Genomic DNA, 12,067 nt, shown 5'->3' with positions numbered 1-12,067 from the left:
GGACTCAGCGCACGTGGACACCGGACCCGACGACGATCTCACCGATGATCGGCTGTCCCGGGATCTCGCCGACGACGAGCAGTCCGCCAGAGGTCTGCGCATCGGCGAGGAGGAGCAGGTCATCCTCACTCACTGAGTCGTCGGCGGTGAGGCTGGGACGCACCCAGTCGAGGTTCCGGCGAGTTCCGCCTGAGACATACCCGTTGGCGATCGACTCATCGACTCCGCCGAGGCGGGGGACTGCGGCCACGTCGATGACCGCTCCCACGCCTGAAGCGCGGCACATCTTGAACAGGTGGCCAAGCAGCCCGAAGCCGGTGACATCGGTGGCCGCGCGCACACCAGCAGCCACCGCCGTCTGCGCAGCGCCGCGGTTGAGCTCGGTCATCGTCGCGACGGCCTCGGCGAAGTATTCGCCGGTTTGTTTGTGCCGGTTGTTGAGGATGCCGACTCCGATGGGTTTGGTCAGGGTCAACGGCAGGCCCGCCTCGGCGGAATCATTGCGCATGAGCTCATCGGGATGAGCGATGCCGGTCACGGCCATGCCGTACTTCGGTTCGGGATCGTCGATCGAATGCCCACCGGCGACGGGGCACTTCGCCTGGGCGGCGACATCGAGTCCGCCGCGCAGCACCTCGGTGAGCAGCTCCATCGGCAGTTTCTCGCGCGGCCATCCGACGAGGTTGATCGCCGTGATCGGCGTCCCGCCCATCGCGTAGATGTCGGACAGAGCGTTCGCCGCCGCTATCCGACCCCAGTCGTAGGCATCGTCGACGACAGGGGTGAAGAAGTCCGCGGTCGAGAGCACCGCGAGGTCGTCGCGGACCCGCACGGCGGAGGCATCATCACCGTCGTCGAGACCGACGAGGACATCGGCACCGGGCTGGCCGGTCAAGCCCTTGACCGCCTCTTCGAGTTCGCCGGGCGGGATCTTGCAGGCACAGCCTCCGCCGTGGGCGAATGAGGTCAGACGTTCCTGGGTGGCAGTCATACCGCGAGACTAACACCGAGGTGAGAGCAGTGCTACAGGTGCTCATTCGACCATGATCGGGCGCCGCCCGATCGCCGAGGCAGCGCCGACGATCCATCAGTGTCGGATCCCCGACCGACCGACGAGACGGCCACGGGCGAACCTCGCAATGACGAGTCCGCCGATGACCAGCAGAGCGCCCGCAGCGGCCGTCAGCAGCACCGGTCCGCCGGTTCTCGGCAGATCGCCGCCTCCATCGCCCGAACCGTCCGAATTCGACCCTGGATCGGCGCCGCCGCTCGCAGTGGAGCCATCATTCGCCGAACCGTCCCTGTTGCCGGACTGATCGGAGCCATCGTCGGATGAGTTGCTGTCATCCGAGCCGCCAACAGACACTTCAGAGTCCGAGCCGTCCGCACTGCCTGAACCGTTCGCCTCGTCACCGCCGTCATCCGAGGTTGCCGAAGCTCCGTCCTCATTGGCTCCGTTGCCAGACCCTTCGGCGTCTTCATCACCCTCGTCATCGCCTGGTCCGGGAGGCGGTTCGTCTCCGGCGACCTCGACCGTGGTCTTCGCGGTCTTGCCGTTGACAGTCACCTCCACGACCGCGGTGCCGGGGTTCTCGGCGGTGATCTCTCCAGTGGCCGGATTGATCCGGATCACTTCGGAGGCTGCCTCGGGTGCCGAGGATCCAGCCGCCTCGGCGTGAATCTTCGCCCCAGTCGCCTTCTGCATATCCACCTCGGCACCGGCATCGATGACGACACCGTCTCCGCCCCACTGTGCCGTTGCCGGCCAGCCGACGGGCACTGTGCGCTCGCCCTGGGTGAACGTCGCGGAGATATCAGCTGACTGTCCGGCCACCATCGATGCCGGTGCATCGACTGAGATGGAGTCCACCTGCGGCCTCGTCTCTGCGGCCAGCCAACTCACGCGGTCGGCGGTGCTCGGATTGGCTCCGACCTCACCCACGCCGGGGTCGATGCCGAGCATCGTCCATCCGGTGAATCCGCCGTTGGCAGGCGTGCCCGCCGGATTCTTCCCTGAGTTGCCGTTGATGAGGTACGAGACTCCTTCGACGGCAGCCCCATGGAAGACTCCGACGTGGCCGTTGATCACCGCGGCAGACTTTCCGCTGCTCTCCCGGAATTCTCCGAGCTTCTTCTCCAACTCCGCGGCTTCACGACGGTCGCCGAGCTGGCTCGTCTTCGACGGCAGCGGATCCTGCGGAGGATGGTGGAAGAACACGGCGATGCCGGTGAGATGATCACTCTCATCCACCTCGGCGAGGGCATCCTCAAGTGCACGAAGCTGCTCGCTGTCGCTGCCGTGCAGGGACCCGGCCGAGGAATTCAAGGTGAGCACCTTCGTGCGTCCGAGGATCCTCGCAGTCGTCGGCGATCCGAACGCGGATTCGAAGTTCTCGATCTCGCCGCCCATGATCTCGTGGTTGCCGGGGACGTAGACGTAGGGGATGTCCTCGGTCCACTCGTCGGCGATGATCGACTCGGCGAGCTCGAAGTCGGCAGGTGAGGCCTCGTCGACGAAATCGCCGTTGATGACGAGAAGATCCGGGTCGGCCTTGCGGATCTCACGCAAGGTCCGCCGCGCGCCCTCGACCGATTCTGAGTCGGGATCCGTGGCGACGAACTGGGCATCGCTCATCACGGCAACCTGCTGCGGTCGGCCCGCGACTGAGCCGGTGCTCAGCAGGGCCGGATCGTGGATCGCCTGCGTCTTCGGGTCATCGGTCTGCGGCATGGAGACCGCGCGCAGGCCGGCGATCGAGATCTCGCCCATGTACTTCTCGGCCGATCGGGTCTCCATCATGCGGATCCGTTCGAGGGTCAGCGGCTGTGAGAGGCCGGCGGGCACGGTGAAGCGCACCTTCTGCCAGCCGTCGAAGGTGAGATGGTCCCCGTCGATGTTCGTCGTCGTCCCGTCGGCGGTCTTCACCTGCAGTCGGGGCCAGGCGCCCGAGCCGTCGCCGCGGATCATCATCTCGAAGGCCAGGGTGTTGCCCTTGATCGGCACCGGATCCTTCGGGACGAGGTAGTAGCCCCTGGTCGCCGAGGAGGTGGTGAAGTCATAGGAGAGGTCGATGCTCGCCTTGCCGTCGTCGGTGGGTTCTCCTGCCGTGAAGGAGCCTGTCGCACGGTCCGAGGCGTCGGTGAACCCGGAGAGGTCGGAGAAGTCGAGCACCTCAGTGGATTCCGTGCCGATCGTCACCGGAATCGTCGTCGTGGCCTCGCCCACGGTGAGTGCGATCGATCCCGTGGGCGAATCGCCTTCGGCAGTGACGACGAGGCCGCCCGTTCCGTCGTCCTCAGTCGAGAGCCCCTCCGAGGTCTCGATATCGATGTCCCGTGGCTCGATGAGCGCGCGCCGACCCTCTGAGTCGAAGCCGTGGACGCGCACCTTCTCGCTCGCTCCAGTCTTCTCGAGGTTGATCGCGCGAGTGCTCGGCTGCAGGCCGATGGCCTCACTCAGCACCCGCAGGTCCTGCCGCGCAGTGTGACCGCCGACTTGGTAGGAGACCCGTCCGGTCCCTGTCGAGTCGCCGGCCACACGAGCGTTGTCCTCATCCTCATCGGCGAGCGAGACGCCTCCCTCGGCGGAGAAGGAACCTGAGGCGGCGATCGGTTCGAGGTTCGCGCCCAGAGCTGTGCCTGTGAGACTCCGGTGCAGTCCCTTGAACACGGAGTCCTCGCCTTCGATGGTGGTATCGATCTGCGCATCGGCGATCATCTGTGCGGGGGCATCGGAGTAGAAGACGAGGGCATTGCCGACCGAGCGTTCCTCTCCATCGGAGGGGTCATTCTGCAGCGCAGGCGCGTCCGCTCCGGCTTCGCGCGCGAGCATCGTCGTCGAACCGCCGCCATCGAGGTTGATGGCGTTGTGAGCGCCGATGTCGGAGAAGAACTCGCCCATATCGTCGAGGCTCATTCCCCCCGATGATTCGCTGCGTCCGTCGATCGTGGTCACGAACAGTTCGGATCCATCCTTGCTGATGCCTACGGCTGTGCGTGGATGCGCGGTGGTCACCAAGCTGTCCTTGCCCATATCGGGGACTTCGCCGTCCTTGAGGACCTGGTGGCTTCCCCCGATGCCCAGGTCGACGTCCTCGCTGGGACCGATCTCGATCTCCACCTCGTCGCCGACCTCGAGCTCAGACAGAGTCTTCGCTCCCGAGTCACGTCCGAGGAGGACCTGACCGTTCTCGGGCACGTCCGGATCCCCGGCCTCGTCGATCATCCCGGAGGACTTCGTGACGGCGCCGTCGACGACGGTGACCCGCGCGACTTCCTCTGCCATCGCATCAGGTCCGCCGACGGGTCGGTTGAGGGAGTAGTCACCCCAGGCCTCGTTGTAGACGCCGATCGCATCGCTGGACAGGTTCGGATTGTTCAACCCACCGAGGTCCGTCTCCTCCCCGTCGGCGGTCAGTGTGCCCGCCGCCGAGAGCATCGTCACAGCGGCCTTCTTGTCGGCGAGGGTGAACGCCGGTTTGGGAGTCTGAGAGCCGATCCGCATTCCGCTCCTGCTCACCGAGGTGTAGATGGGGGCATAGGAGTGGTTGATATCGAAGAACGTACCGTTGACCGCTGCGACTGCCTTCGCACCGTTCTTGCCCCCCTTCATGATTGCGCTCGTGGTGTCATGACCGGCGACCGTGCCGGTGTCGCGGATGTCGAGGGACAGAGATGCCGTGGTGAGATCAGCGGTGAGAACGTTTCCGTTGTTCCAGCCGCCGTCCTCAAGACGCGAGAAGTCCGTGACCTCGAGGCCCGGTGCGACCCGCTTCGTCTCGGAGGAGCGGAGGACCGACCCGTCTTTGCCCAGATCCTCATCGCTGGGCGGGGCAGCGCTCGCCGGCACCGAGGTGGCCAGGAGTCCGCCCGGACCCATCGTCCCGGGAGCGAGGAGTGCAGCGATCACTGCGAGAACGAGAACGAATGACCTGGTGAAAGTGGCATTACTCGACGAAGGCAGGGTGCGTGAAGGCATGGGGTCTTTCTGGAAAGACAGCGGGGAGACCCGGCTAGCCTAAGGCGACCATGACAACACCTGAGCAAACCCTGAGTGAACTCGGTCAGAAGAGTGAAAGCGGGGAGTGAAGGGCGCGCCGTCAGTCAATCGACCGTGTCTGCTGCGACCACAGCGAGGTCCCGGTGCTGCCAGGTCACTCGAGTGGAGAATCCCGCCGCATTCAGCCATTCCAGCTGGTCAGCGAGCGAGCTCGGCACATCAATGACTCCGTCGATGGGCGTGACCACATCTGCCGGATCGGCTGGGACGATGAGATCGGCCAGGACGAACCGGCCGCCGGCGACGAGGACCCGTGCGATCCGTGAGAACAGATCGGCCTTCCCCTCTCCGCCGAGGTGATGCACCGCAAGCGTCGACATGACGAGGTCGAAGGGACCGTCCGGCAGCGAATCCTCCAGCCGCCCAAGGCTCAGCGTGCTGCGGTGATGATCGAGAACCTTCCTGGCGCCGGCCAGCATCTCCTCGCTCTCGTCGATGCCGTGGATATGCGCTTCCGGCAGCGACTCAAGAACCCGATGAGCCGTCACACCGCTGCCCACGCCGAGGTCGAGGAGTGTGCGCGGATCCGCCTCGGCGACGGCTGCGGCAAGTTCGGTCTGCAGCCGCCGGTAGTCGGGGATCTCCTTCGCCATGACGTCGAGATAGGTGTCGGGATCCCAGGTGAAGTCCGACATGACGTGTCCTTTCATCGTGACGAATCGGTCAGTTCAGCGACATCGCCGATGGGACGCAGGAACGCGACGATCCCTTCGACCACTGCGGCATTGCGCCAGGAATGCAGAGCGTCGAATGAGTGCTGGGCACCGGGCAGTTCGACATACCATGTCGCGTTCGATGATCCCGCGCGCACATGCTCGTGGAGCTCTCGAGCCGCTTCGACCGGAACCCAGGAATCGTGGTCGCCGTGGGCGATGATTATCGGTGGTGCATTCGAGGGGTCGAGCGCCAAGGGCGTCGACGGTTGGCTCTCGTCCTCGCCCCGACCGAAGTACCGGCCGATCCACGGGTACAGGCACACGGCAGCAGCGATCCGGGGAACCGCCTCGGCGTCGGCTGGCTCTGGGCGCGACTTCGAGTAAGGAGGAGGGGAAAGTGGCTTCGGGGGAGTGAGGACCGTCAACGCGGTCATGTGCGCACCGGCGGAGCTGCCGGCCATGACGATCCTCGAGACGTCTCCGCCGTGGATGCCGGCGTTGCTGTGAGCCCACTGGAGCACCGAGCGTGCGTCGGCGAGGTGCTCGTCGAATCCTGCCTCCGGGCGCAGGCGATAGTTCGCGCTGATGCACGCCCATCCTTGGGCGGCCAGACGGTGCAGCAGTACCCGTCCTTCGTTCCGGTTGGTTCCCGACGAATAGCCACCGCCGTGGAAATAGACGAGAACGGGACCAGTGAGCTCGCTGTTCCTGTGCCGATAGACATCGAGACGTTGTTTGGGATGCTCGCCGTAGGAAAGACCACCGATTCGTCTGACGTTCCCGGGCCGGAGAGGTACGGGAAAGACGAGTGGCCGCAGCCAGAGTCGAACACCGCCACCGCTTATCTCAGCCCCGTGACTGGCCGCAACCGCGTTGACCACCGCGTGGGCGCGGATCGATCGCCTGGTCAGTTCGAGCAGGCCCACAAGCTCGAGTGCGGCGATGACGAGAAGTATGATGCCGCCGGTTCCCTGCAGATCTCCCTCGACCAGGGCCAGCGCAGTGGACAGCACGAGGAAGAATGCAGCCAGATGCGGGATTTCGTTGATGACCACGCTGACATAGAAGGCAAGGATTCCAAGCCGTGTGGCCCTGATCAGGGCAGTGAATGTGCATACCCCGATAATGACAATGGTGATGATATAGCCGATCGGCATGGATGTCTCCCTCGACATCGGATGACCTCGGTGCGTCTCCGAAATCAGCTTAGCACTGCCCATACGCACAGATCCGGGCGACAGGATCCTCACCTGGCGCGGTAGGATCGGAGACGATTGGAGCCCCCAGTGGGTGGTCGTTCAGTCACTTCCGACGGTGGAGGTGGCCGTGACTTCCCTCATTGACACGTTACTGGTCTGTAGAAATCGCTGAGTCACCTTTCGCGAGTTTTCGTACTCCAGCAGGGAAGAAGAATGAAGCAGATCCGACCACAATTCGAATTGTCGACAACTGCCGTATCCCAGGGGCGGCGCTTCGCCGGTTCCGGACCAAGGCCGATCGTGGATGCAATCTATACATCGGTGAATTTCGATCTTGACGACGATGACTATCGTGACATCCAAGAAACCGGAGGTGAGAGATCGTGGTATTACAGCCGAAATCGAAACCCGACTGTCGAATCAGTCGAAGAGAAGATCGCTGCCCTCGAAGGGGCTGAGAGCGCGGTTCTGTTCTCCTCCGGCATGGCTGCAATCACCACGACATTGTTGTCATTGGTCCCGCCGGGGGGAATCCTGGTTGCTGCCGAAGAACTCTACGGAGAGACATCGGCATTCTTACGTCAGCAGTTTTCCGACTTCGGGCGCACGGTCCGCTTTGTCGCGGTGGATGACTTGGCCGGGTGGAAACGGGCGCTCGCCGACTCTCCTTCCCTCCTCTTTGTCGAGTCCCTGTCGAATCCGATGCTGCGACTGGCGAACCTCACCGCGCTGGCCTCACTCGCCCACGATGTGGGAGCGAAAGCCGTCGTCGACGCAACCTTCACCCCACCGCCGATGCTCAAGCCCTTGGAACATGGCTTCGACGTCGTCCTGCATTCGGCAACCAAATACCTCAACGGGCACTCGGATGTTACCGCGGGTGTGGCCTCCGGGGACAAGGAGACGATCGATGTTGTTCGTCAGTCGTCGGTGGTCTTTGGAAGCACTCTTCTTCCACAGGGAGCCGCTCTGCTGGACCGTGGTTTGAAGACCCTGGTCATCAGAACCGAGCGAGCATGTTTGAACGCAGAGATCGTCACTGACTATCTCGAATCCAAATCTGAAGTGGAGGCTGTTACGCATCCCACGATCAGCTCTTATGCTGATAAGGACCTCGCTGACGAGCTGGGACTGAAGGGCGCAGCCATCGTCACTTTCCGTGTCAGAGGCGGCGACGATCGCGCGGCACAGCTGGTTGCCGGTCTCAGCGTCATTCACGAAGCTTCAAGCTTGGGCAGTGTCGAATCGCTTGCATGCCTGCCAAGTAGGACCTCACATTCGGCTGTGTCGGAAGGACAACGCCAGCAACTCGGAATTCTGCCAGGCACCATCCGGCTGTCTGTGGGAATCGAAGACTCGTCCGACCTCCTGGAAGATCTGGAAGCGGCACTTGAGATCACGTCATGAAGCACCATCTCTGACTCGATGATCTCCGTCTCGCAACAGCGGACGGCGCGTGTGACTCCTGATCTGAGGGGTGGGATCCTCACCAGGCACGGTAGGATTCTTCGTGGAGGCGTCCGAGTCCTGGTGGGCTCCCCGGTCTTCAAAACCGGTGAGACCGAGTATCTCGGTCTGGCGGGTTCGATTCCCGTCCGCCTCCGCCACCAGCATCGTCGCCGCACCTGCAACCTCGGAGCTCGCGTCCGCAGCAGGGCCCGACCGCAGCGAAGGAGAACGCAGTCTTGGCCGACACGGATCCGCGGCGCTACATTCCGCGCACCGATCATCTCCTCGCCCTCCCTGAGGTCATCACCGCAGGTGAGAGGCTGAGCCAGTCGACGATCAGGGCGATCATCGTCGAGGCTCAGGCCGCCGCTCGCTCCGGTGAGATCCCCGTCGCCGAGGTGGTCCCCACCGTCATCGAACACCTGAGTTCCCGTTCGGCCTCCACTCTGACCCCGGTGCTCAACGCCACCGGAATCATCGTCCACACCAACCTCGGCCGCGCCCCACTGTCTGCTGCCGCCCGGCGGGCCGTGGCCGATGCAACCGGCTATGTCGACGTGGAGATGGATCTGGACTCCGGTCAGCGCAGCAAGCGGGGGACTGGCGCGAAGCGGGCGCTTCTGCGTGCCTGCCCGGGTGCCGAGGACGCGCTGGTCGTCAACAACGGTGCCGCTGCGCTGCTGCTCGCCGTCACCGCGCTGCGCGGTGACGCGGTATCAGGAAATGACGGTTCGGCCGGTGTGAGCGGTGCGAAGGCGGCAGGCGAGATCATCGTCAGTCGCGGGGAGCTCATCGAGATCGGTGCTGGCTTCCGCCTGCCCGATCTCATGGCGACGACTGGGTCCCGGATCCGGGAGGTCGGCATGACGAACCGCACCCATCTCGACGACTACGCCCGGGCCATCAACGATCAGACTGCGAGTCTGCTCAAGGTCCACACGAGCAATTTCCGAGTCGAAGGCTTCACCGCCTCCGTCGAGATCGCTGCGCTGCGTGAACTCGCCGACGACCATGAACTCCCACTGATCGCCGATCTGGGCAGCGGACTCTTCGAACCCGACCCCTCCCTGCCCGATGAGCCCGACATTGCCGGTGCGCTTGCCGCCGGAGCTGATGTCGTCATCGTCAGTGGCGACAAACTCCTCGGCGGTCCGCAGGCCGGACTCATCCTCGGCCGCAGCGACGCCGTGCAGCGCATCGCGAAGCACCCCCTTGCCAGGGCGATGCGCACCGACAAACTCACGCTGGCGGCGATCGAGGCCACGGTCGCGAACACCGAGAATCCCGTCCGTCAGGCCCTGCACATCGACGTCGATCGGCTCAGGGAACGCTCCGAGCGCCTGGCCGGCCTCGTCTCCGGAACCGTTGTCGCCCACGACGGGCGCGTCGGCGGCGGGGGAGCACCCGGCGTTCCCCTTCCCGGATGGGCCATCGAACTGCCCGAGGAGCTCGCCCGCCCGCTGCGCCTCGGTGACCCGGCAGTCGTCGCCCGAGTTCACCAGGGACGATGCCTCGTCGACCTGCGCTGCGTTCCCGAAGCCGATGACGATCGAATCGGCGAGGCCGTGAACCGGGTTCGTGCGAACACGCGGAGCCGCCTCGGCGACGATGGTGTGGGTTTCGGCGATGATCCGGACTTCGCGAACCATGCCTGAGATGTACGTTCTCGCAACCGCCGGCCACGTCGATCACGGGAAGTCCACTCTGGTCAACGCCCTGACCGGGATGGAACCAGACCGGTGGGACGAGGAGAGGAAGAGGGGTCTGACGATCGACCTCGGCTTCGCCTGGACGACTCTGCCGTCCGGGAGGGAACTCGCCTTCGTCGACGTTCCCGGGCATGAGAAGTTCCTCGCGAACATGCTCGCAGGCGTCGGCCCGGCCCCCATCGTGTGCCTCGTCGTTGCAGCGGACAAGGGGTGGCAGGCCCAGTCGAGTGACCACCGGGACGCGATCACCGCGCTGGGCATCACCCGCGGCCTCGTCGTCATCACCCGTGCTGACCTCGCCCCCGAGTCGGTCACAGCGACTGAGTCCCAGATCAGAGCCGAACTGCGGGGCACACCGCTGGCCGATGCTCCCGTGCTGACGGTGTCGGCAACCAGCGGGGACGGCATCGACGCGCTCATCACAACGTTGGACCAGGTCACCGCCGAAGCGCCGGCCCCCGACGCGCGGGCCCGACTGCGGCTGTGGGTCGATCGTGCCTTCACGATCAAGGGCGCCGGCACCGTCGTCACCGGCACGCTCACGGCCGGAACCCTGCGCACCGGTGATCGTCTGCGCCTCGTCGGGGAGACCTCGGACGAGTCGACGGCCGTCCGTGGTCTGCAGAGCCGGAACTCCTCCGCCGAGGTGGTCGCCCCCAGCGCCCGTGTCGCCGTGAATCTGCGTGAGGTCGCAGCCGATGACATCCACCGCGGTGACGCTCTCATCACCGACGATGCTTGGCCGATCGTCGAGATCATCGACGTTCGCCGAACCATGGGCCAGCCGCTCGACGAGGGCGTGCACGGACTCATGCTCCACATCGGAACCGCCGCGGTCCCGGTGCACATGAGGCCCTTCGACGGCGACCACGCCCGCCTCACACTCGAACGTCCGCTGCCGCTGCAGGTCACGGACCGGATCGTGCTGCGCAGCCCCGGCAGCCGCAACGTCTTCGCGGGAGTCATCATCCTTGACGTCGACCCGCCGGAACTGAGCCGCCGAGGTGCTGGAACCAGGCGGGCTCGCGCGCTGACCGATCGTCCGGAGACCGGAGACATCCTCGCCGAGGTGGCCCGCCGGGGAGCCGTGGAACGGGCCAGATTGGTGCGCTTCGGACTGACGCTTCCCGACGCCGTCGAGGGGGTTGAAGAGATCGCCGGAGGATGGCTCGTCCACCGGCCGACACTCGAGAAGTGGGTCGAGAACGCGGAGACCATCGTGAAGGCGAAGCTGGCGGCAGAGCCTCTGGCCGCTGGTGTCCCCGAGAAGGCACTGGCCGAAGAACTGCGCCGCGTCGACCCTCCATTGCCTGGCACCGGCGGTCAGGAACTCGTGGCTGCCATCGCCTCTCGCGCCGGCCTCGATACGGTCAAGGGAATGGTCCGCCCGCCCGGTCACACCGCCGATCTGGGTCCGGCCGAGGCAGGCGTCGCCGAGGTGGAACGACGCTTGGCTGCCAATCCCTTCGCAGCTCCAGAGGCCGATGACCTGCGAGAACTCCGACTGGGAGCGCGGGAGCTTGCAGTCGCCGAATCCGCGGGACGGCTGCTGCGCCTCGGCGACGGTGTGGTCGTGTCACCACGGACACCGGCACAGGCGATGCGACTGCTGGCCGGACTGGACCAGCCGTTCACGACGAGTGCGGCCAGGAAGGCGCTGGGTACCACGCGGCGCGTCGTCATTCCTCTGCTCGAACACCTCGACGGTCGCGGTTGGACCCGCCGTATCGACAACACATCACGCGAGGTCGTGAGATAGGCAGACGCGCGCCTGAATGGAGCCTGACCCGCACCTTCGAGTGGCCCGATGGGCGAGCCGAGACCCGGGTCACGGGTGCGTGCGGGCGCCGCATGGTGCCGCAGAGCATCCAGCGAATTCTGAGCTGATGCTCACCAGTCCCTTCCGATTCGTTGCGGCGAACCTAAGCCACCTATGAGCGTCTCGGCATTGAACTGCCTTCCTGCGTCCGACAGTGTGGTGTGAGGCGATTACCG

Annotated in this window: 7 protein-coding genes and 1 tRNA gene; 4 read left to right on the top strand and 4 right to left on the bottom strand. The window is 65.0% G+C overall.

Going from position 1 to position 12,067, the window contains the following annotated elements; all coding sequences use genetic code 11:
• Nucleotides 1-4: 4 nt before the first annotated feature.
• The 4 genes from selD to JTF07_RS16255 form a co-directional block, all read right to left on the bottom strand.
• Nucleotides 5-991 (bottom strand): selenide, water dikinase SelD, encoded by a 987-nt coding sequence (gene selD, locus JTF07_RS16270; protein WP_204235270.1) that lies wholly within the window; start codon nt 989-991, stop codon nt 5-7.
• A gap of 96 nt (nt 992-1,087) precedes the next feature.
• Nucleotides 1,088-4,978, bottom strand: a complete 3,891-nt coding sequence (locus tag JTF07_RS16265; RefSeq protein WP_204235269.1) for a phosphodiester glycosidase family protein — start codon at nt 4,976-4,978, stop codon at nt 1,088-1,090.
• Nucleotides 4,979-5,103: 125 nt separating this feature from the next.
• Nucleotides 5,104-5,694 carry a class I SAM-dependent methyltransferase gene (locus JTF07_RS16260; RefSeq protein ID WP_204235268.1) on the bottom strand — a complete coding sequence of 197 codons (591 nt, stop codon included), beginning with the start codon at nt 5,692-5,694 and terminating at the stop codon, nt 5,104-5,106.
• Nucleotides 5,695-5,705: 11 nt separating this feature from the next.
• The gene (locus JTF07_RS16255; RefSeq protein ID WP_204235267.1) at nt 5,706-6,872 is read right to left on the bottom strand and encodes an alpha/beta hydrolase; all 1,167 of its coding nucleotides are present in this window, start codon (nt 6,870-6,872) and stop codon (nt 5,706-5,708) included.
• A 255-nt stretch (nt 6,873-7,127) separates the two neighbouring features.
• Here JTF07_RS16255 and JTF07_RS16250 point away from each other — a divergent pair, with 255 nt between their 5' ends.
• The 4 genes from JTF07_RS16250 to selB all read left to right on the top strand — a co-directional run bounded on the left by JTF07_RS16250 (nt 7,128) and on the right by selB (nt 11,831).
• Nucleotides 7,128-8,321: a trans-sulfuration enzyme family protein gene (locus tag JTF07_RS16250; protein ID WP_204235266.1), complete on the top strand. Its 1,194-nt coding sequence runs from the start codon at nt 7,128-7,130 to the stop codon at nt 8,319-8,321.
• Between the two features lie 105 nt (nt 8,322-8,426).
• A tRNA-Sec gene (locus JTF07_RS16245) sits at nt 8,427-8,521 on the top strand.
• 78 nt (nt 8,522-8,599) lie between these two features.
• Complete coding sequence (gene selA, locus JTF07_RS16240; protein WP_204235265.1) at nt 8,600-10,018, top strand: L-seryl-tRNA(Sec) selenium transferase; 1,419 nt, start codon at nt 8,600-8,602, stop codon at nt 10,016-10,018.
• A 1-nt stretch (nt 10,019) separates the two neighbouring features.
• Entirely contained in the window at nt 10,020-11,831 is a 1,812-nt protein-coding gene (selB, locus tag JTF07_RS16235; protein ID WP_204235264.1) for a selenocysteine-specific translation elongation factor, read from the top strand.
• The last annotated feature ends 236 nt before the right edge of the window (nt 11,832-12,067 follow it).

The organism is Brevibacterium sp. RIT 803 (genome assembly GCF_016892625.1).
In the GTDB taxonomy this organism is placed as follows: Bacteria; Actinomycetota; Actinomycetes; order Actinomycetales; family Brevibacteriaceae; genus Brevibacterium.
Note: the sequence above shows the minus strand (reverse complement) of the source record. Positions and strands in the feature narration are given on the sequence as shown.

Bases quoted from the DNA above. Each gene is read 5' to 3' on its own strand.
- JTF07_RS16255 (WP_204235267.1), bottom strand. From the start codon at position 6,872: ATGCCGATCGGCTATATCATCACCATTGTCATTATCGGGGTATGCACA.
- JTF07_RS16250 (WP_204235266.1), top strand. From the start codon at position 7,128: ATGAAGCAGATCCGACCACAATTCGAATTGTCGACAACTGCCGTATCC.
- JTF07_RS16265 (WP_204235269.1), bottom strand. From the start codon at position 4,978: ATGCCTTCACGCACCCTGCCTTCGTCGAGTAATGCCACTTTCACCAGG.
- selB (WP_204235264.1), top strand. From the start codon at position 10,020: ATGTACGTTCTCGCAACCGCCGGCCACGTCGATCACGGGAAGTCCACT.
- selD (WP_204235270.1), bottom strand. From the start codon at position 991: ATGACTGCCACCCAGGAACGTCTGACCTCATTCGCCCACGGCGGAGGC.
- JTF07_RS16260 (WP_204235268.1), bottom strand. From the start codon at position 5,694: ATGTCGGACTTCACCTGGGATCCCGACACCTATCTCGACGTCATGGCG.